Consider the following 20,362-nt stretch of genomic DNA (forward strand, 5'->3'; position numbering starts at 1 on the left):
CCTGTGCGCTGACGGACGGAGACGATCCCCCTCACCCACATCGGAGCGATGCGCGAGTGGTCGATCAGATTAGGGGGAGAAATGGTGCAAAAGGTCCATATCTATGCTCGCCTGTCCGAATATTTGCCCTCTCCTGTGGGGGTTTTGCGGGGCCTTCGTGAAACACGGGCCATGAGCGCGAAGACCGTCCGGTCGCGATGAGACGGAGACCCGGGAGGGCGGACCCTCATGGGTGTGTTCGTGCGGGCCGGCCTCGCGCGAGACGGTCCGCGCCGGTGCTCCCGGGCCGACGGCGGTGGGCTTCGCCCTCACGACCGTTCACGAGGCCCCGGGAGAGGACGGGCGCGCGGTGGGATGGGGCTCTGCTGACCGCGCGCCCGCCGGCCTGGACCGAACGCTTCCCTGAGCGTTCGGGAGAGGGTCCGCCCCCTCGGCCCGCGTCCATGAGGAGCGCTTCGGCCGAGGGAGCGGGATCGGAGGCGGCAGGACGGAATTCCATCTCTTCCGGGTCGTGGCCGAAGAAGCTCCCGAAAGACCCTCCAGGCTCGGGAGTCATCGGGCCACGAAGCCCGGTCGACCGGGTCGGGGCCCGCCCCCCACACCGGTGCCGCCTCCTGGCTCGGTATCACACGTCGGCGTCGTCTCTTCGAGCGTGAGCGAGGACGAGGCCGATCATCCCGAACAGCGCCAGACGCTGGACGGCATAAGCGATGTCGTGCGGGTTGTCGACGTTGTGGACGGTCGGAGGTGTCCGCTTGGGCAAGGGCGGGCGCTCCGGAGAGAGGTCGAAGGGGGTGATGTCCACGGCTGTTCCTGACGAGTCGGGGGAGGCTCGTTGTTCGATGGACTCTCGGTCGAGAACCCCGTGAGTCCATCGGCGTGCGCTCATCGGCGGATCGTTTTCATGATCAACAACAAACGCGTGAGGGTTGTCCTACATCTCATGTATTGCCGCAGGCAACGCAATGTTGCCCGTGAGAGACACTTTGCCGCAAACAAAGGAAAATGTCGTGCTCTGACGGGTACTTCTTGTGGCCGTAACCGGCCACGTTGGGGAATCCCCAGTTGGCGGAGGGTGAGCGTCGACTCGGACCGACGCCTTCTCAGGGGCGACGAAACCCGGAGAAGGCGAAAGCGGAACGCCTCTCGACCGCGGCCGGCCCGACCACGAGGATGTGCCTCGTCATCCGTGCATGGCCGTATGTCCCCGGGGCCCAGAGTGAATATCGCACCTCATCCAGAACGCCCGCGCTCTCGCCGACTCACCGCCGAAGGCGCGCGAACCTCTGGGAACGAGGGGGCGGAGGGGTCAGTAGGTCCGAGTGGACTGCCAGTACGCCCACGCCTGGCAGGGTGACCCATGCGCGTCCCGGATGTAGTCCAGCCCCCAGTCGATCTGTGCGGCCGCGCTGCCCTCGAAACCCTCCGGCATCTCCCCGTGCAGAGCCGGATTGAACCCGACGATCCCCCGCGAGCCGGTCTCCGAGTCGACCATGCCGGGGTCCCACCCCGACTGTCGACTCCAGAGATTGTCCAGGCAGGCCCATTCCTGATCGGTCCAGTTGTAACCCCTGGCCGACTGCATGGCGATGTTCTTGTTGTCCTCGAAGTCGCCGCCGCCCGCCCCCCAGTCGTACTGCTCCGGCTCCTCTGGCCGATCACGGTCGACCCAGGTCTCGTCGCCACAGCCCGGTCCCCGCACCGTGCAGACCATCGAACGCACACCGTCGTTGAAACGTGTGCCGAGATCGCTCTGATAGATCAACGTGATCACCAGCGCGGCGAAGATCGTGGTCGCCCCGACCTCCACCAGACCGGCCCCACGATCTCTCTCGCTTCGCCGCGCGGGTCGGAACCAACGAGCCACACGACCGAGCCGGGGCGCCGCCCGTGGTGGACGTCCACGCTCGTCGGAGCGGTTCGGAGGGCGGGTCGACGAGGGTCGCCGAGGATCCCCGAGTTCAGGGTGGTGGGGGGTGGTCAACGCCGCCTCCAGAGAAGTTCCAGGAGTGGGTCAGGGGCCGAGGTCAGGATATAGGAATGTCCTCGATCGGGTCGAACCCCGGGATTTCCAGAGTGATGGTGTCCACGTCCGAAGGAACAGAGAACATCGACCAATAAGCGACCTTCTCTCCAGGATTTATTATCTCTTTGAAATCGTTGGATAGTTTTCCTGAGCAGAGGCAGTCGCTTTCTCCGTCCATGATCGGATGGTATCTCATATCTTTTTCGGTGGAAGTGGCGGTGACACCGGAATAGTATGTGGTGAGGCTGTACATGTAGGAGGTTCCGGCGGGCCAGTTGAAGAAAACCTTTTCTGCTCCGTTGTTCTCTACGCTCCAGGTTACTGACACAAGAGAACCGGACTCGCTTCGCTCGGTCTGATGGGCTTCAGCGGTAAGGCCTTCGCTGACCTCGTCGTTGGAGGCCGCTGTGCCGAGGGAGCCCAGTTCGTCCGTCGTCGGGACAGGGTTCGCGAGAACGCCGGACGCCGTGGCAAGGGGGAGTGAGGCTACGAGTGCTGCCACCCCGAGGGATCGAAGGGTGATATTCATCATTGTCCCTACTTTTCGAATGTGACGCTGACTCGCCGGTTTCGCTCGCGGCCCTCCTCTGTTTCGTTGTCGGCGATCGGGTCTGCGGAGCCATGGCCTTCTACCTCGAAAGTAATTCCTTCGCTGGTAATGATCTCCGCCAAGCTTTTCTCTACGCTTTCCGCCCTCTCCTGAGAGAGGGGGATATTGATCGAATCATTTCCAGTGTTATCTGCATGGCCGTCGATCGAGACGGTGGGAGCCCCTGAGTCGTCGATCTCCTGGGCGACCTGTTCGAGAATGTCTCTCGCCTCATTTGTCAGTTCGGCGCTATTCGTATCGAACAAGACATCGGAAGAGAGTATGATGCTGACCTCTTCGTTGCTTTCTGTCCGCCCGGTCTGGTCACCGTCCAGACTGTCGGAAATCATCGTGAGGTCCAGAATTTGTGGGCTATCGAGGTTGCTGTTCTCGATGGTCTCAGAGGAGGAGGTGATGGGTATGTCGAATATGGGAGGGGTCAGCGGAGTGGTTACCGTCATCCTTTCCAGATCTTCTGGGGGCTTCGGGTACATGACCCACAGGAGATCGGTCTCACCGCTTGGAATGTTCCCGTCCAGTTGGTTGCAGAAACACTGTCCGCTGCTCTGTCTATAGCTCAGGTAGCGTTGTTGGTTTCTCTCGTCGATGAGGCTGACGCTCCCGGCGGAAAGGTGATCTGTTTCTGAGAGTCCGAATCCAAGGTTGAAATTATCCTCGGATTTGTTGGTTACCCCGATTCGGAGTCTTAGAAGATCATTCTCCATGCGTTCCAAGGCGTATACGTCGATTTGGAGGTCGGATCCCAGGCTTGTCGATGTTGTGGTGGAACTGGCGACGACTTCGCTGGGGTTCTCTGTGCCCGGGAGTGACGGGTTTGCCTGAGAGGGTCGGGTCTGTTCTGTTCCTCCTTCTTCCTGTGGAGGGGATACAACGCATCCGGTGGAGAGAACGAGAAGGATGGCAGTTGTTATTCCTGCTTGCGTCTTCCCATGTTTGGTTTTTGGGGGAAGTATCCTTCTGGGGGGCAACTTCTTCCCGTTTCTAATGTTGTTTTTTATTTATCTAAGGCGTGCTGAATACTTCGCTTACCGAAGAGGTGATTCCTTGGACGATGAGGTTCCCGATGTTGCTGTTGTACAGCAGTGCGGCGATGATCCCGACGAACACGAGGATGGCCCCGTACTCCACAAATCCCGCTCCCTGGTCTCCCTTCTTCCTCTCTTTGGGAAAGGTCAGGGTGCTTAGTTTTGTCCAGGTCTCGAGTATGGTTTTCACGGGGTGGCTCCTTGGGGAATTATTTGCACCTTTTTCGCCCGGTGATCCTCTTTCTGAAAGAGGGGCCGCGCTTTCTGAAATTGCTCTCTTGTGCTCTTTGTTCGGAGGATGTTCTCCGGGGGAAAGAGGGTTTCAGGGTCGGAGGCCTTTGGTGTGAGGGTGAATGATGAGACGTTCGTAGGTTCTCGAGTCTCGTGAACCCGCACCATGAGGTCGGAGTGGAAAGAATGAAGCGGTTCTCGATGCCGGTCGAGGGAGATGGCCCGGATGGAACGGTCGCGCGAAGGTGGGCCCTGGAGCGAGGGTGTGTCGGGAGCCCACCCTTCGGGAGGAGTAGCCGTCGCTTGCTCGAGAGGCTGTTCGAGGGGGACAGGCCGAGCGGTACGTGGAAACCGAGTTCCGTGAGCCGGGGTGTCGTGTTCTCCGATGGTCGGTGAGAAGGGGGCCCGATCGGTGCTCGCTCTAGGTGGGCGGCGCGAGGGCCGAACTCCCGTGCGAGTCGTACTCATCAGGGTCACCTCCCTCAACGCCTGCTCAGAGCCGGCGGGGATTCCACATGACTCGCTTCGAGTCGCGAATGGGGCCCGCGGCTCCCTGAACACCCTACTGATGTTGAAGTAGCGGTTCCAAGTATGGCCGGATACGGACAGCGCCAGCTCTGGACATGGAGCCTTCAGAACTGAGGGGCTTCGTTTCGAAGATCCTGGCCTCCCCGGTTCATGTGGGGGTCTCCGTCGTGTGGCGTGCACCTGGCCAACACGGCATTTCGGCACGGTGGAGGGTGATGGGCGGTGTTCGACGGGGCCCGGGGTGGGGGCGGTGGGGCGTCGACCGAACCCTGTTCGTCCGCTTCGTCCGGTCGAGTGGGAGGCTTGGAACTCCCCCCGAGCCCTACCCCCGCTTGTCGCCTCCGTGTTCGTGTCCTCCTCGCCGAAAGGGCCTCACCCATGGACACCGTGCCCTTCCTCGTCGCCTCCGGGGTGGTGATCGGCCTTCTGCTCACCCTGTGGCCGGTCCTCTCCCTCATCGTCGCGAACCTGAGCCTGCGTCGCCAGGCCGCTCGAACGCCCGAACCCGAAAGGGCCACGGGGGTGGACGAGCTCTCCCCGATCGAACTCGCCTACCTCGCGGGAGGACCGAGAAGGGCGGGGAGGGTCGTCCTGATGGAGCTCTTCCTCAGGGGGAGGGTGCGGGCCCAACGGAGAGGCGGGCTCATCACCCTGGTCGGTCCCGAACGCCCCTATGTCGGTGAGGGGGATCCGGTCGGCAGGGCGGTGCTCGCCGTCTTTCGAGGGAGGGTGGCGGTGAACGCCGTGGCGATCGTCGACGCCGTCTCCGAGGGGGATGTTCTCGACACCGTTCGGCGGGATCTCGGCGAACGTGGTCTCATCGTCCATTCGGCCGGGTCGGAGCGGTCGCTCGGTCGTCGACGGCGCTCCCACGCCCTTCTCCAGGTCATCGCCAAGGCCGGTTGGGTGATCGCCGTCCTCGGGCCGGTGTTCCTGCTTCTGCTGGAGGGGGTCTCCTGGGCGTCGGGGCAACTGGCTTTCGGGCTGACGTTGGGGGTGGTCGGGACGGTCGCCTCCGGGTTCTCCGGTGTCCCGGAGCGGCGGGGAGGGAGATCGGTGCCGCGCACGTCCGCGGGCGACCGGCTTCTGGAGGTGGCCGAGGCCCGCTATCCGCTCGCCGAATCCCGAGGGCGGGACGTGAACCGGGAGACGGCTCTACGGTTCGGAGCGATCCACGGCATGTCGGGTGTGCGTCGGCAGAGGAGACCGGTCGTGACCGACCCCGGCCTCATGGTCGACCCGGGCGCGCACCACTCGTCGCGAGGGGAGGGAGCCGTCGGCGGGGAGGTCTTCACCTGGGACGAGGTGTGCGACTACGCGGAGCGGTGCGCCGACGAGAGCGGCGGCGGGTCGAGCGGTGGCTCCCATGGGGGCGGTTCCGGTGATTCCGGTGGCTTCGGTGGTGACGGGGGCGGCTGGAGTTTCGGAGGAGACTCCGGTGGCGGTGATTCCGGTGGTGGTGGCGACTCGGGTGGCGGGGACGGTGGAGGCGGCGGGGGAGACTGATCCCCGATCCGGTCCTCATCGAGGTCGACCGATCGTCGAGCCGTCATTGCCCGTGGTTTTGCCGCCCTCCGCGCAGACTGGAGGAGACCATGCCGTCGTCGGTAGGCGGGCGGAGGATCGTGGTCACGAGCATCGGAGGCCCACGTCCCGCCCTCGGCCGACACCGACTCCTCGAGAACGACGGGGGAGAGTATGGACCTCAAGATCCTGCCGCTGGCGATCACCATGATGGCGGGGCCGCAGATCATCGCGGCCCTCGTCCTGGTCACGGCGAGACAGGCGGTACGCGTGTCCGTGGCGTTCCTGCTGGGGGTCGCCATCGCCACGAGTGTCGGGGTGGCGATCACCCATGGCCTCTTCGGGCTCTTCGGGAACAAGGTCTCTCTGGGGAGCCCCTCCGACTCGGGGTCGGTGGGGACCCTGATTCAGATCGGGCTGGTGGTGCTGCTGGTCCTCGCCGCGATCCGGGCCTTCCTGACACGGGAGACGTCCGAGCCACCGGGGTGGCTCACCGGACTGATGGACGCGGGGGTCGGTCGTGGGCTGACGACCGGGCTGTTGGTGATCCTGGCGATGCCCTCGGACATCGTCGTCATGCTGACGGTGGGGGCGCACCTGGCCCATGGCGGGGAGGATTTCGTGGCCGGGCTGGGGTTCGTCGCGGCGACCGTGCTGATAGCGGCCCTTCCACTGTTGACGCTCCTGGCCCTGGGCCATCGTGGGAGGGACGCCATGCCCGCCGTACGGGACTGGCTGACCTCGAACAGTTGGGTGATCACCATCGCCACATGTGCGGTCTTCGTGCTCCTCATCCTGTGAGGTCCGGGCCCGGCGCGGACGGAGACCGGGCCCCGAGATCTTCACGCGGGCGGTGGTGGCGCTTGACCTCCTCCCCAGTGGGTAGGGGCTCCAGCGCCACGCCCCGGACCACCGTCGCGCCGATCCCGGCCGCCGTACGACCCCTGACGCACCAGGAGCGCCCCCCATGGCGGAACCCCTCGTCCTGCCCCACACGATTCGCGGTACCGGCCCGCACGGCGTCATCGCCCTGCACGGATGGTTCGGAGATCGCGATGACTACGAGACGGTGTTGGCCCACTCCGATGGCGGGCGTTTCACCTACGCCGCCCTCGACCAGCGTGGTTATGGTGACGCCGGGGGCATCGGGGGTGAGTACACCACCGCTCGCGTCGCGGCCGACGCCCTGGCACTGGCCGATCATCTCGGGTGGTCGACCTTCTCCGTGGTCGGCCATTCCATGGGCGGCAAGGTCGCGCAGAACATCGTCGCGCTGGCCCCCGAGCGGGTCCGGTGCATGGTGGGGATCTCTCCGGTCCCGGCCTCGGGGGCGGGGCTCGGAGACGATGCCCGGGCCCTTTTCACCCAGGCCGCGGGGGATCCGGCGGCCCGGCGCGCCATCATCGATCTCACCACGGGCGGCAGGCTCCCCGCCAGGTGGCTCGATCGGATGGTGGATCGTTCCCTCGCCCGTTCGGACCGGGACGCCTTCGCCGCCTACTTCCGGGATTGGGCCTTCGAGGACTTCCATGGGCCGTCGAGGGGGCCGAGGTTCCCGCGCTCGCCGTGGCCGGGGCCCATGATCCGGCCCTGTCCGCGGAGGTGATGAGGGCGACCTGGATGGAGTGGTTCCCCCGCGGGGAGTTGTACGTGCTCCAGGACGCGGGGCACTACGCGATGGAGGAGACCCCCCTTGCCCCTGCTGGCCCGGATCGAGGGTTTCCTGGGGGAGAACGAGGGCTGAGCCGGGGTGTGGAGGCGGCCGTTCTCTTCGCGGTCTCCGTACACGGAGGTGGAGGGCCGGGGGACACCCGGTGAAATCATGGCGAATATCGGACACCGTCGGCGTCCGGCCTCGGGGCTCCGACATGGGGCGTTCCGTGTGTCGTGCCGGTGGCCGTGTCCGGATGGGTGTGTGGTCTTCGCCCCACCGCCGCGGAGAAGTCCCCGTTCCGGGCGGACGACGCGCCGGTCTCGGAGGGGCGTGGTGTCCGACATCGCTGCCTTCGTCCCACCGGAGGGTGCCCGATACCGGGACAGAACGGGTTCGTGGGGGCCGAACGAGCCCGAAGAAGGGCGCGCCAGAGCGGGATACGATGACCCAGATCGGGCCGGCGGCATCGCTGACCTGCTGTCCTGTGTCATCTCATCGAGCACGTTCGACCGCGTGACGATCGGTGTCGACATCGACGCGCGCGGCCACGGCGCCGACGTTCAACAGAAGGCCCCTCTGTGTCCCTCATCGAAGCAATCGTCCTTGGACTGGTCCAGGGGCTGACCGAGTTCCTGCCGATCTCCTCCAGCGGGCATCTGCGCGTGGTGTCCGCGTTCTTCGGCTGGCCCGACCCCGGTGCGGCCTTCACCGCCGTCAGCCAGATCGGTACCGAGCTGGCCGTGGTCATCTACTTCCGTAAACGCATCTGGGCGATCCTGTCGACGTGGACGCGCTCCCTGGTCGTCCGTGAGCTGCGAAGCGATATCAACGCCCGTATGGGGTGGTACGTCATCCTGGGCTCGGTCCCCATCGTGGTGCTGGGCCTGCTCCTGGAAGACCAGATCGACAGTGTGTTCCGCGATCTGCGTCTGGTCGCGTTGAACCTGATCATCTTCGGTGTGATCCTCGGTATCGCCGACAGGTACGCGCGTAAGCAGCGCAGCCTGGAGGACCTCAACGTCCCCCGCGGTCTGGCCTTCGGTATGTTCCAGGCTCTCGCCCTGATCCCCGGCGTCTCGCGTTCGGGCGGCACGATCACCGGTGGAATGCTGCTCGGTTTCAACCGTAAGGACGCCGCCGAGTACGCCTTCCTGTTGGCGCTGCCCGCGGTCTTCGGTTCGGGCTTCTACAAGATGCTGGACATCGGTGGGGACGAGTACGCCGGTTGGGGCGCCACCATCGTCGGTACGGTCATCGCCGGTGTCGTCGGCTTCGTGGTGATCGCGTGGCTGATGAAGTTCATCTCCACGCACAGCTTCATGCCCTTCGTCTACTACCGCGTGGCTCTGGGCATCGTCATCCTGGCGTTGGTGAGCTGGGGCGCGCTCGACCCTCAGGGCGGCGCGGAGTCCCAGCCCGCCCGGAGCGACGTCGTCGCCGAGCAGGAGGCCCCGGAGAAGGAAGAGGAGGAGGCCCCGGCCGCCGGCGAGGAGGAGCGAGAGGCCGAGGCGCCCTCGACCGAGCCCTCCACGGAGGCGGGCGTCCCGGAGGTCGATCCGGCGACCGGCTGGGAGATCGACGCCGAGTCCGGTCTGCTCCGCAACCCGGAGAGCGGTCTCCTGCACGATCCGAACCTGGGTATGGACGTCGACTACGACCCCGTGAGCGGCATGGCCACCAACCCCATGAGCGGTGAACGGTACGCTCCGGACCTCGCCGCGCGGGACCACTAGGGAACGCTCTCCGGCGGTGGTCGGTGAATAAAGCGTGGGGCGGAACCCTGACCGATTCCGCCCCACGCCCCGATGATCGGGGGAAGACGATGTCGAGCCCTGCCTGACTCGACACCATCACCCTTGACCCAGCTCCCCCGACCAGGGCTTTCTCTCGACCTGTCAGCCGCTCGTGGGCGCCTCCAGGCCGTAGGCGTCGGCCAGCAGCTCGTAGGAGCGCATGCGGGCCTCCTTGTCGAAGATCATGGAGGAGAGCATCAGCTCGTCCACCCCGGTGTCGGCGACGAACCGATCGATCTTCGCCACGACGGTCTCGGGCGAGCCGACGAAGGAGTAGCGCAGCATCATGTCGAGCTGCGGCTTCTCCCCGGGGCGCCACATGGTGTCCAGGGCCGAGGGCTCCACGGGCGGCTGAAGGAGTCCGCGTTCGTTGCGCAGGATCCCGAGGAACGACAGCCGCATGGAGGTGAACAGGCGTTCGGCCTCCTCGTCGGTGTCGGCGACGCACACGTTGATCCCGGCCATGGCGTAGGGCTTCTCGGCCTGGGCCGAGGGGGCGAACCCCTCCCGGTAGGCGTCCAGCGCGTCGTACAGGGCGCTGGGGGCGAAGTGCGAGGCGAAGGCGTAGGGCAGGCCCAGGTGCGCGGCCAGTTGGGCGCCGAACAGGCTGGAACCCAGGATCCACAGGGGCACCCGAAGGCCTTCGCCGGGAACGGCGCGCACGGGCTGTCCGGGAACGGCCGGTTCGAAGTAGGCCTGAAGCTCCTGAACGTCGTTGGGGAACGTGGAGGAGGAGGTCTGGTCGCGGCGCAGCGCTCTCATGGTGCGGGGGTCGGTGCCGGGGGCGCGTCCCAGGCCCAGGTCGATCCGCCCCGGGTAGAGGGACTCCAGGGTGCCGAACTGTTCGGCGATCACCAGGGGGGAGTGGTTGGGGAGCATGACGCCGCCCGAGCCCACTCGGATGGTGGAGGTCCCTTCGGCGATGAATCCGAGGGAGACGGACGTGGCGGCGCTGGCGATGGCCCGCATGTTGTGGTGCTCGGAGAGCCAGAAGCGGTGGTAGCCCCGGCGCTCCAGGTTCTGGGCGAGTTCGCGCGCGTCGCGTAGGGCCCGTCCCGGGTCGGAGCCCTCGACGATGCCCGCGTGGTCCAGGACGGACAGGGCGGGCCGGGTGCCGGGGGTCGCGTCCCCGGAAACGGTCTCGTCGGCCTCTTTGCTGTTCGACATCTCAGTTACCCCCACTGACCTCGAATGTTCGATGATCGACGATCATCGAACAGTGACGGTACACTCGCGCCTGAACACGGGCCAAATCCGATTCGGGACATCGTGGGGCGTTTCGCGTGCTCACGCCGGTGGTCGGTCCGTGCGGAAACGGCCGGGTGGCGGCGGAATCGGAGGTGGGGCCTTGGGGGCCAAGGGAGTGTCCAAGGGGGCGGGGCATCCGGCGCTGTGCGACGTGGAACTGGTCACGGTCCTGTCCGCATTGGCCGAACCCACACGACTGCGGATCGTGGCCATGCTCTCCGAGCCCGGGGGCGAGCGTGCCTGGAAGGACATCGACCTGCCGATCGCGCAGTCGACGCTCAGCCACCATCTGAAGATCCTGCGCAACGCCGGCCTGGTGCGCAATCGGACCGAAGGGACGCGCTGCTTCGTCTCGTTGCGCGAGGAGGAGATGGAGGGTCGATTCCCCGGGTTGCTGGAGACGGTCCTGCACTGTCGGGACCGGTAGGGCGCGAAGGCGCGTCGCCGCTCCTCGCGGTCCGTCGAGCCCGGGGGAGGGGACGCGAGAAGGACGAGTGGGTCGTGCCACTCGTGTCGATACCGCTTCGTCCGCGCTCACGTTGGGACCAACGAGGCCGCCCCCGGGTGAGTTCCCGGTCGAGGGGTTTTCTTGTTCCGGTCCGCTGCGGAGCGTGACGGCCCGTCGATGCCGGTATGGCGGAGAGGTCGGGCACATGCGAAGACCCGGCGACTCTCTCCCCCTATGAGAGGTCGCCGGGCCTCCATCCCCTTACGGAACAGGGTCCCTGAACCTGCCGATCCCCTTTCCCTCCCAAGTGCCGTACGGCTGGAGGGGCGGTCGGACCAGAGACCCGCGGTGGTCGGCGAGGTATCCACGTGCGTGAAGAACGTGAATTCCCCCGAAAACCTCGCTCCACCTTGTGAGAAAAGGATCCTCGAAAGATCTTCCCGGGAATGACGAGCTTTCGGTCTCCTTCTCGGGTGAGCCCCGCCTGACCTCGTGTGACAAACGCTGAAAAGCCGGGCCTGTGATGTACTCTAGCGCCTCCTCGGACCATTCTTGACCCTCCTATGGGAAGCGTGTCGTGGCCGACTCTCGCCCATCGGGGTATCCGAAACGGATGATCGCGTGGAACGCCCTGTACATCGTTCGGACAGCACGACAGAACCGGTTCTCGGGTGCGGAGTCCGCTCCTGTCGTCCGACCGACGACTCCGAGTATGCCTGAGAACAGGGGTCGCCCGCAGGGATTCGGAGTTAATGATCGGCGCGCGTCCGGTGGTTTGTCCGAATCGAGGGGTGTGGGGCGGTGTCGGGGGTGGAATGTTGGCGTTGCGGGACCTTGGGCACGTTTGGCGAGTCCGTTTGTCCTTAAAGTAGTCGCTTGTGAACGCCCGTGATGGGCGCGATGCGAAGTCCGTTCGGAGACGGGGTTCCCGAAAATGGGTGCCGTCCTCGAAAAGGTTGCTCGACGTTGCATAACAAGGCGAGTGGAAGGTTCGCTCTCCTCCGTTCCGGTGTGATGGAGAAGGGAACGCGCCCGCGCCCTTCAAGAGCGTTCGGAGGTGGTGAAGCGGAGGTCGAACCCATCGGGGTCGAAGGTCGAACGTGAATCCCGACTTTCGATCCGGTCGTTCGGGCCGCGCTTTCGAGTGTCCCTTTCGGGGAGAGGGGGGACGGTTTTCTCGAAGGGCCGACGCGGGTCGACGGGCGTCTCGGGCGGGAAACGGATCGGAGGTGAGAACCGGGGTATCGGCGGCGTACCGGGAGGTTCACCGACCGGGCGGGAGGATCGGGGCGAGGCCGTCGTTCTCCGGAGGGATGGCCGGTTCCGGGCTCGGGCAAGTAGTGCAGAACAGTCAGAAGCGGGCATTTCACAGCACCATGAGGTGGTGAAGGACATCACACCTCGGGTACGGTGCTGCGCGCTCTCACCCCCCGGCCTTGGAGGTCCCCTCGTGATGATCGGCGACACGCTCGGCGGCTACAGACTCGAGAAGAAACTGGGCGAAGGCGGTTACGGGACGGTCTACCTCGGTCGTCGTGAGGACGGCGAGCCCGGGGCGGTCAAGGTTCTGCATCCCCACATCGCGGGGACCCCCGAGTTCCGTCGGCGTTTCCAGGCCGAGGCGATGCTCAGTATGGACATCCCGCCCTACTTCATCGCCCGGGTGCTCAAGACGGGGGATCCCGAGGCCCGCCCGGAGCCCGATCAGGAACCCGCCTGGGTGGTGACCGAGTACGTCGAGGGTCGGACACTGCGCAAGCTCGTGATGGGCGACGGCAGTGACGAGGGGCCCTTGGGAGAGGACGACCTCCACCGTACGGCGGTCGCCACGGCCACCGCCCTGGTCTCCATCCACAGCGCGGACGTGGTCCATCGGGACTTCACCCCCTCCAACATCATGGTCACCGGGGACGGGGTCCGGGTGATCGACTTCGGGATCGCGCGCGCGGTCGAGGAGGCCCCGACGATGGCCAGCGGCTCGACCGGGACCCTGCGGTACATGGCCCCGGAGCAGATCCTGGGGACCGAGGTCAGCCCGGCGATCGACGTGTTCGCCTGGGGCGCGGTGATCGCGTTCGCGGGCACGGGCCGGGACGTCTTCGACGGTGGGAGCGCCTGGGAGACACGTCAGCGGATCCTCTACGGCGAGGCCGATCTGCGGGGGCTGCCCGAGGCACTCGTCGGGGTCGTGTCCTGGTGCCTGGAGAAGGATCCGGAACTACGACCCACCTCGCACCGGCTCCTGTCCCGACTCCTGGGGAAGGAGACCTCGTCGATCGAGGAGGAGGGGGAGGCCACCCAGAGGGACAGCCGGACCCTCCTGGACGAGGGGGCGGCCGCGTTCTGGCGCAGCATCACCATGGGGATGAGCGGCTTCCCCACGGTGGCCGGGCCCGACCGCGAGGGGACCTTCGAGATCGCCGGCACCTTCTACGGGACGGTGGCCGAGCTCGCCCGCGGGGTGCAGAGCAGATGGCCGGAGGCCCACGGGATGCTCCGGGACGCGCACAAACGCCAGGAACTGTTGCGGTGGCTCCCCGAAGAGGAGGGCAAGGCGCGCGAGATCGTGGGGGTACTGCCCGAGGCCTGGGGAGGAGCCGACGTCCAGGCCGCCAATCTGGTCGCCGAACTCTCTCCCGACCTGCCCGCCCTCTTCCGTGACCTGGACATGTCCTGGGGTGCCCTGTTCAGCACCAAGGACGGGCGTGCCTGGCCCTATCGGGAGCCCGAGCACGAGCGGCTCATGGATCTGGTGGAACGCCATGGCCTGTTGAAGGCGCTCAGCGGTCACCACTGCATCGGCAGCGACCATTCCTGTCGACGGGAACGTCCTTGTTCTCGCTATGTGCACGTCGCCCGCCAGGCCTCCGACCTCTTCGAGAGGCTGCGCGCGCTGGAGGGGTGGCTGCGAGGTGCGGCCGCGACCGCCGGATTCGACCGGGAGCGGCTCTCCCCGGTGGAGAAGGGCGACCTGGTCCACATGCTCGGCACCCACGAGCGGCGGAACGGCGAGGCGCCGGCCTTGGCGGTGTGGGCGACCCAGGGGCTTCCGGAGGGCGAACTGCGCGAGAGGGCGCGCAGGGTCGTGCGGGAGGCGGACGACCCGTGGCCGGCCGCGGTGGCGCTGTACGCGTGCCGAGACGATCTGCGCAGGGTCTCCGAGAGGTCGGCGGGTCCACGCGAACGCCCGGGGCCGAGGCCGGCGGTCGATCACGGGAGGAGGAAGGGGGGCGGGCGCGGACGCCGGGGGCCGGTGGGGCGGGAACCCCGCGGGCTCTCCCGTCTCCTCTGGGCGGTCGGGGCGATCCTGGTGGTCGCCGGCGTGGTGCTCGGGGCGCTCTATTGGGGTGATCTGACCCTGCTCGCGTTGATGGCGACCGGGGCGGGGGCGGCCTTGATCGTGATCGGGCGGGTCCTGTTGGAGGACCACCGCAAGGCTCTGACCGGCGAGGAACGGGGAGAGCACGGCTCGGAGGCCGGAACGGCGGGGGAGAGCCCCGTGGACGAGGCTCCTCTGGGGGACGAGGAACGGCGTGCGGAGTTGCTCCGTCATCTGTTCGACTTCCCCGAGTGAGGCCGAAGGGCGGTGCCACCCCAACAACCTGATAACGGAGCGGGGACGCGAAGAAGGGGGATCGGATGCTGTGATGCCGGTCGCATCGCCTGTCCCCGGCGTGGGGAAAGGGCGGCCATCGCCGCCTTGAACAGCGGATACCGTCTCCTCGGAAGGCTATGAGACGGTCTTCGGGAACGCTCCCGAACGGTCTCGGAAGGGCCTTCGGACGGTGTTCGAGGGGTGGGTGCGGGGCTATGCCCATTCCCCCCATTGGGTAGATTCGCAGGACCACGGGTTCGAAAGCACCATCCCGGAACAGCCCACCACAACCGCCCCTGCCGTGTGGAAAGCTCCCCCTCATGGACTCCTCCTCCCCCGCTCTGCCGCCGAACGTCACCCCGCTGACCGATGGCGACCCGCTCCAGGTGGACCGCTACCGGCTGGTCGGGCGACTCGGCGCCGACGGTCTGGGCACCCTGTACGCGGGGGTCTCGCCGGACCACGAGGCGGTCTCCCTGAAGATCGCGGCGCCGGAATGGACGGCCGGGGGCGACGACACGGGCGGGGAGGTGATCGGGGAACGCCTCGACGGGGTGTGCGGCCTGGGGGTGCGCGACGGCGGGGTCCATGAGGGACGGCCTTGGGCCGCGATCGACCACGTGCCCGGGCTGGAGTTCCCCCAGGGGTTGTGGGTCGAAGGCCGACCGGACGAGGGGCGGGTGCTCGCTCTGGCCGCCGGCCTGGCGGAGGCGCTCTCCTCCCTCCACTCCAAAGGCCTGGTCCACGGGGACCTGCGCCCCGTGAACGTGGTGATCGCCGCGGACGGGCCCCGTCTGATGGACTTCGGTCTCACCCGGCGGATCGACTCGGTGACCCCGACCCAGAACGCCGACTGCCTGGGCTGGTCCGCCCCCGAACGCTACGAGGGGGCCGTCGCCTCCACCGCCACCGACGTGCACGGTTGGGCCGGGTTGGTCGTGGCCGCCGCCACCGGAGGTCCGCCCTTCGGAACCTCCCCCGCCGGGCATCTTCCGGGACGTGTCCCCGGGCAGATCGTCTGGGAGATGGCGGCCCGCGCGCGTGAGGTGCGGGTCGATCTCGATCGGGTCCCCGAGACCCTGCGCCCCCTGGTCTCCAGGGCGCTCTCCGCGGACCCGGCGCTTCGCCCCGGTGCCGAGGACGTCTACCTGGAATGCCTGCTGCTGCTCGGCATCGACGAGCAGGCCACCGCCGACACCTGGTCCGATCGACTACGTGAACTGGTCGCCGGGCACTGGCCCGTGTTGGACCTGGACCGTTACGATCCGGTCCGATGGAGCGACCTGGCCCTGACCCCGGAAGGGCGGGGGCGAGAGGACCGCCTCCCGGACTCCGGACCCGGGAGCCCGATGGAGTCCGACCCGGAGCCGCCGGAGAGGGGCGCGGACGTCCCGGTCCCCGGTATCACCGCCTCCGGAGCCGCCGGCGCGCGCCGTGACGGAGAGGCCGCGGACTACCTGTTCGGCGGCGCTCGGAGCGGAGGATCGGAACCGGCTCCGGAGCCCGGCGAGAGCGTGCCCGCGAGGAGCGGGGGCGGGCGACGTACGGGGCTTCTCCTCGGCGCGGTCGGCGCGGCGCTGCTCCTGTTGCTGGGCGGCGGCTACCTGCTGTTCGACGCCTTGGGGGAATCCTCGGGGGTCTCCGCGGACGAGGAGGGCGGGTCGGAGCCGGAGGAGGGTTCGGGGGAGGGCGCCATGGCCTCCGACGAACCCGTGCCCTTGGACTGCTCGGACACCGAACGGGTCCAGGCCCAACAGTCACTGGCGCACTGGCGCCCCTTCGACCCCGAAGCGGGCTCGAGTGAGAGCCTTCTACCCCTGCTCACCCCGGGACCCGAGGGCGTCCCCGTGGCCGACGCCGAGATCTGGCCGTTCGCCTACCCGGTGGATCACGACACCGTCGACTTCGGTCTGGCCACCCCGGAGATCCCGGCGTTCCCCGTGGTCAGCGTGTGCATGTCCCAGGTGCGGGGCACCCCCGAGGGGGCGGATTTCACCGTCGAGGTGACCTATCACCCGAACATGGGCTCGTACAACGTGTACGCCGAGGACTTCATGGCCCTCACCCCGCTCGATCCGGAGCAGAACGGCGGGGTCGACAAGCTGACCCTCAGGGGCGGCGGCGGATACGAGTTCGGTTCTCCCTTGACCACGCTGGCGGTGTTGAGTCCGGAACACCCGTCGGAACGGCTGACCGTCCTCATCCCCGGCTCCCCCGAACGCGGGGGCGTCGCCTACCGTCCGACCGCGCACTCCGGGTCCCTGGTGCACGAGTTGAGCGGACACTGCTACGACGTGGACGGCACGTTGGGGTGGCGGGACCGGGAGCGGCTGGGGTCGGGCTTCTTCGCCCTCCCGGACACCTCGCTGACGGACAACGACATGATGGACTGCCCGACCTGACCGACCACAGGGGTCAACGAGGTCCGGACGGATCCGTCTCCCTCGCCGGCCCCGACAGGTGGACGCCCGAGTAGACGAGGCGACGCAGCAGGGCCTCGGCCGGGCCGCGAAGGCCGGCAAGGCGGCACAGGAAGGCGGCCACCACGGTCGTTCCCCAGGTCCCCACGGCCACCAGCGCGGCGGTCGAGACGCTCGCCGTGGCGCCCCACCCCAGCCCGTACGGGGCGAACACCAGAGTGAAGATCACGGCCTGGAACAGGTAGCAGCTCATGGAGCGTTCCCCGACGGCGGTGATCGCCGCGACCAGGGGGTGATCGGTCGGGCCACCGGTGTTCAGGCGCAGGGCGAGCAGTGTGATGAGCGCGGCCCATCCGGGGCCGCCCGCCCACCCGGCCGCGTCGTGCGCGATCCACAGCAGGACCTCGACCACCGGTTCGGGGGTCGGTAGGAGACCGGCGGAGACCAGACCGTCCGGAAGACCGGCGATCACCGCCACGCCCAGCCCGACGACGGCGGTGATCACCAATGGACGACGGTGTTCCTCGGGCCGCTCCAGGACACGACGGCGCCCGGCCCACACCCCCAGCAGAAGGGGCGGCAACACCACGAGCAGGAGGGTCACCGGTGTGTACAACGTCCACTCCTGGAACCGCTCGATACAGGCCGCCACGAAACCGGGCTCGACGAGGGAGGGGACCGCCGTCGCGCTCACCTCGGAACCACCGGAGATCGCCGTGTCTCCCTCTCCCACGGCCTCGGACACGCTCAACAGGACATTGAGGGTCAGGGAGAGGACCGCGAACACCCCGGCCGACCACAGCAGGGTCCGGTCCCGTGCCCAGAGGAACCCGGTGAAGAGCAACAGCGCGAGCCCATAGGCGCCGAGGATGTCCACCGGCAGCAACAGGACCCCGTGGGCCAGGCCGAACAGCAGAAGCCACAGGCCCCGGCGGCGCAGCACCGTGCGGACGTGCACCCGGCCACCACCGGCCTCGGTGACCCGACGGGCGATCCACACCGCGCCGTAGCCGAAGAGCAGGGAGAAGAGCGGGATCGCGCGCCCGTCGACGAGGACGAGCTGGACCAGGGTCAGCAATCGGTCGCCCACGTCCCGGACCGTGCCGTCGTGGGTGAGGAAGAAACGCGCGTTGACCAGGGCGATGAAGAGCAGCATGAAGCCGCGCGCCAGATCGGGGGCGAGCGACCGCCGAGTGTTCGGAACAGGCATGGAACGGGTTCCTTCAGGGGAGAGGAGAGGCCTGTACGAGAAGCTACAGACGGGCCCTCACCGAACCCATGGGGCGTGACCGAGACATCGGGTAGGCCCCGCCCCACCACCAGAGCGGGCCGAGGTGGTGGGGCGGGGCCGGAGTATCGAGGTCAGCCGCCGATCAGGGCGCCGAAGTCGACGTCGCTGCCCAACATCATCGAACCGACGATGAGGATCAGCAGCCCCGGAAGCAGGGTCGTGGCGGTCACCACCGTCACCTTCGGGTTGAGCCTTTGGGCCTTGCGCCGCATGTACTGGGCGTCGGCACGACGCATGTCCTGACTGATGTTCACCAGGGTGTCGCTCAACGGAGCCCCCAACTCCTCTGCCTGCTGGATCGCGGTGACGAATTTGCTCAACGACTCGTTGCGGTTGCGCCGACGCAGGGCCTCGAAGGCCTCTCGTCGGGAGATGCCCAGTTCCATCTGGCGCAGCGCGATCGTGAACTCGTCGGAGAGCACCCCGGGCATGGAGTCGGCGACCCGGCCCACCGCCGCCCGGAACGACATGCCCGCGCTCACGGTCACGGCGAGCACGTCCAGGAAGTCGGGAAGCTGCGACTGCACCTCGTCGGCGCGTTCCTGGGACTTGACGTACATGCTCAGGTCGGTCAGACCCACGAATCCGAACATCAACAGGGCGAGGACGGGCTCGTTCGCCGCGAGCAGTGCCAACGCCAGCGCCCCGTAGAGGGAGACCTCGCCGATCTTGCGTCGGATGTACCGCTCCACGGTCAGTCCGTCGACCCGCCCCGAGGATTCGATGCGTTCGGCGATCGACGCCCGTTGACGTTCGCTCAGGGACTCCAGGACCGTTCGGGAGAAACGGCGTCCGATCGCCTCGGTGATCCTGTGCAGGAAGAAGGTGCCGTCGCTCTTGACGAGGGGGCGGCTCGTCAGGGACTCGTCCACCGGCACACGTGTCTGAGACAGGGTCAGGTACAGACCGTAGAAACCGAGCAGCACGATCGACGCGCCGGCCGACGCCACCAGGAGGGGCAGGAGGTTCATCGGTGTTCCTTCGGAGAGGGAGGGCCGGGGCTACATCTTGAACTTGGTGATCCGGGAGACCACCACGAACCCGACGGCGAACAGGGAGGCGGAGAGCAGCAGGACCGAGATACCGGCGACGCTGCCGGTCATGGTGCGCATGACCCCGGGTTGGACCATGTTGAGCAGGAACAGCGCGCCCACCGACATGAACCCCAGGGCCCACACGGTGCTGGTCGTCTCGCTCAGGACGGTGCGCACCTCCCGACGGGTCTCCTTGCGGTTCTCCAGGGTGGTGGAGATGTTGCGCAGCGCGCCGACCAGAGAACCACCGGAGCGGGAGGCCACGACCAGAGTGGACAGCAGTACCCCGAGTTCGCGAGAGGGCATACGTTCGCGCAGTTCGGCGACGGCCTCCTCGAAGGAGGCGCCCAGTTTCATGGACTCCGCCATCCGTCCCAGCTCCTCACCGGCCGGCCCGTCCAGTTCGTCGGCGGCGATCGCCACCGCGGTGGGCAGCGCGAGCCCGGCGGAGGTGGCGTTGCCCAGGACCCGGGCCAGGTCCGGCAACTGTCCGGTGAACTCCTCGCGCCTCTTGGCCTCGGCGCGGCTCAGGTACGAGAAGAACAGGAACGCCACCCCGGCGGCGGCGAGCAGGCCGAAGAACGGGGCCAGGATCTGCCAGACCACGATCACCGCCAGCAGGGAACCGGCCGACAGGGACACCAGGAACGTGGACAGGCGCACCTCCGTTCCGGACCGGGCCAGACGGCGGCTCAAACGGGCGCCCCAACGGGTCCGGTGCAGGGCGACGTCCAACCGGGCCATCGGTGTGGAGGCGTCGTACTCGGCCTGGGCCAGGGCGCTGCGGGCGGCGATGATCCTGCGCTGACGGGCGCTGGCGACGAACTCCCACAGGGCCCACAACATCAGGGCCAGGACCAGGGCCAGCCCGCCCATGATCGCCGGTATCTGCCAGTTCAACCTGACTCCCCTCGGGTCGGACGCGAGGCGGCCGA

General features: G+C 67.3%; 16 protein-coding genes. 7 read left to right on the forward strand and 9 right to left on the reverse strand.

The genetic code is table 11. The features are described from left to right. Positions 1 to 625: 625 nt before the first annotated feature. The 5 genes from TR33_RS17485 to TR33_RS17505 all read right to left on the reverse strand — a co-directional run bounded on the left by TR33_RS17485 (position 626) and on the right by TR33_RS17505 (position 3,851). Positions 626 to 805 carry a hypothetical protein gene (locus tag TR33_RS17485; protein ID WP_042284188.1) on the reverse strand — a complete coding sequence of 60 codons (180 nt, stop codon included), beginning with the start codon at positions 803 to 805 and terminating at the stop codon, positions 626 to 628. Positions 806 to 1,309: 504 nt separating this feature from the next. Beyond that, the gene (locus TR33_RS17490; RefSeq protein ID WP_042284190.1) at positions 1,310 to 1,810 is read right to left on the reverse strand and encodes an aggregation-promoting factor C-terminal-like domain-containing protein; all 501 of its coding nucleotides are present in this window, start codon (positions 1,808 to 1,810) and stop codon (positions 1,310 to 1,312) included. Between the two features lie 217 nt (positions 1,811 to 2,027). Continuing rightward, on the reverse strand, positions 2,028 to 2,558 hold the full coding sequence (locus TR33_RS27265) for a DUF4352 domain-containing protein (RefSeq protein WP_234305873.1): 531 nt from the start codon (positions 2,556 to 2,558) through the stop codon (positions 2,028 to 2,030). Between the two features lie 5 nt (positions 2,559 to 2,563). Next, positions 2,564 to 3,604, reverse strand: coding sequence for an OmpA family protein (locus TR33_RS25730; RefSeq protein WP_042284195.1), 1,041 nt, complete (start codon positions 3,602 to 3,604; stop codon positions 2,564 to 2,566). Positions 3,605 to 3,638: 34 nt separating this feature from the next. Further along, entirely contained in the window at positions 3,639 to 3,851 is a 213-nt protein-coding gene (locus tag TR33_RS17505; protein WP_042284196.1) for a hypothetical protein, read from the reverse strand. A 947-nt stretch (positions 3,852 to 4,798) separates the two neighbouring features. On the opposite strand from TR33_RS17505, the gene TR33_RS17510 reads away from it, so the two are divergent. From TR33_RS17510 to TR33_RS17525, 4 genes are all read left to right on the forward strand, one after another. Then, a complete protein-coding gene (locus tag TR33_RS17510; protein WP_042284199.1) occupies positions 4,799 to 5,926 on the forward strand; it encodes a TIGR04222 domain-containing membrane protein in 1,128 nt (375 codons plus the stop codon). A gap of 192 nt (positions 5,927 to 6,118) precedes the next feature. Then, a complete protein-coding gene (locus TR33_RS17515) occupies positions 6,119 to 6,745 on the forward strand; it encodes a GAP family protein (protein WP_014911092.1) in 627 nt (208 codons plus the stop codon). A gap of 166 nt (positions 6,746 to 6,911) precedes the next feature. After that, positions 6,912 to 7,550, forward strand: coding sequence for an alpha/beta fold hydrolase (locus TR33_RS17520; protein ID WP_234305874.1), 639 nt, complete (start codon positions 6,912 to 6,914; stop codon positions 7,548 to 7,550). 626 nt (positions 7,551 to 8,176) lie between these two features. Next, a complete protein-coding gene (locus TR33_RS17525; RefSeq protein ID WP_042284201.1) occupies positions 8,177 to 9,331 on the forward strand; it encodes an undecaprenyl-diphosphate phosphatase in 1,155 nt (384 codons plus the stop codon). A 162-nt stretch (positions 9,332 to 9,493) separates the two neighbouring features. Here TR33_RS17525 and TR33_RS17530 read toward each other — a convergent pair whose 3' ends face one another. Further along, the gene (locus TR33_RS17530) at positions 9,494 to 10,558 is read right to left on the reverse strand and encodes an LLM class flavin-dependent oxidoreductase (protein ID WP_014912442.1); all 1,065 of its coding nucleotides are present in this window, start codon (positions 10,556 to 10,558) and stop codon (positions 9,494 to 9,496) included. Between the two features lie 181 nt (positions 10,559 to 10,739). Here TR33_RS17530 and TR33_RS17535 point away from each other — a divergent pair, with 181 nt between their 5' ends. From TR33_RS17535 to TR33_RS17545, 3 genes are all read left to right on the forward strand, one after another. Continuing rightward, positions 10,740 to 11,066 carry an ArsR/SmtB family transcription factor gene (locus tag TR33_RS17535; protein ID WP_014910216.1) on the forward strand — a complete coding sequence of 109 codons (327 nt, stop codon included), beginning with the start codon at positions 10,740 to 10,742 and terminating at the stop codon, positions 11,064 to 11,066. 1,474 nt (positions 11,067 to 12,540) lie between these two features. Further along, entirely contained in the window at positions 12,541 to 14,661 is a 2,121-nt protein-coding gene (locus tag TR33_RS25735; protein ID WP_051018305.1) for a serine/threonine protein kinase, read from the forward strand. 341 nt (positions 14,662 to 15,002) lie between these two features. Next, positions 15,003 to 17,084 carry a serine/threonine protein kinase gene (locus tag TR33_RS17545; protein WP_042284203.1) on the forward strand — a complete coding sequence of 694 codons (2,082 nt, stop codon included), beginning with the start codon at positions 15,003 to 15,005 and terminating at the stop codon, positions 17,082 to 17,084. A gap of 13 nt (positions 17,085 to 17,097) precedes the next feature. Here the strand turns inward: TR33_RS17545 and TR33_RS17550 are convergent, their stop codons facing one another. From TR33_RS17550 to TR33_RS17560, 3 genes are all read right to left on the reverse strand, one after another. Beyond that, entirely contained in the window at positions 17,098 to 18,312 is a 1,215-nt protein-coding gene (locus tag TR33_RS17550; protein ID WP_042284205.1) for a DUF418 domain-containing protein, read from the reverse strand. A 152-nt stretch (positions 18,313 to 18,464) separates the two neighbouring features. Then, positions 18,465 to 19,364: a type II secretion system F family protein gene (locus tag TR33_RS17555; RefSeq protein ID WP_014913071.1), complete on the reverse strand. Its 900-nt coding sequence runs from the start codon at positions 19,362 to 19,364 to the stop codon at positions 18,465 to 18,467. A gap of 30 nt (positions 19,365 to 19,394) precedes the next feature. Then, positions 19,395 to 20,327, reverse strand: coding sequence for a type II secretion system F family protein (locus tag TR33_RS17560; protein ID WP_014911382.1), 933 nt, complete (start codon positions 20,325 to 20,327; stop codon positions 19,395 to 19,397). Positions 20,328 to 20,362 lie beyond the last annotated feature (35 nt).

Origin of the sequence: Nocardiopsis alba (assembly GCF_000710955.1) — a bacterium.
Lineage (GTDB): Bacteria > Actinomycetota > Actinomycetes > Streptosporangiales > Streptosporangiaceae > Nocardiopsis > Nocardiopsis alba.

Excerpts from the sequence above, each read along its gene's own strand:
- TR33_RS27265 (WP_234305873.1), bottom strand. The coding sequence starts at position 2,558 with ATGATGAATATCACCCTTCGATCCCTCGGGGTGGCAGCACTCGTAGCC.
- TR33_RS17510 (WP_042284199.1), top strand. The coding sequence starts at position 4,799 with ATGGACACCGTGCCCTTCCTCGTCGCCTCCGGGGTGGTGATCGGCCTT.
- TR33_RS17515 (WP_014911092.1), top strand. The coding sequence starts at position 6,119 with ATGGACCTCAAGATCCTGCCGCTGGCGATCACCATGATGGCGGGGCCG.
- TR33_RS17520 (WP_234305874.1), top strand. The coding sequence starts at position 6,912 with ATGGCGGAACCCCTCGTCCTGCCCCACACGATTCGCGGTACCGGCCCG.
- TR33_RS17530 (WP_014912442.1), bottom strand. The coding sequence starts at position 10,558 with ATGTCGAACAGCAAAGAGGCCGACGAGACCGTTTCCGGGGACGCGACC.
- TR33_RS25735 (WP_051018305.1), top strand. The coding sequence starts at position 12,541 with ATGATCGGCGACACGCTCGGCGGCTACAGACTCGAGAAGAAACTGGGC.
- TR33_RS17545 (WP_042284203.1), top strand. The coding sequence starts at position 15,003 with ATGGACTCCTCCTCCCCCGCTCTGCCGCCGAACGTCACCCCGCTGACC.
- TR33_RS17550 (WP_042284205.1), bottom strand. The coding sequence starts at position 18,312 with ATGCCTGTTCCGAACACTCGGCGGTCGCTCGCCCCCGATCTGGCGCGC.
- TR33_RS17555 (WP_014913071.1), bottom strand. The coding sequence starts at position 19,364 with ATGAACCTCCTGCCCCTCCTGGTGGCGTCGGCCGGCGCGTCGATCGTG.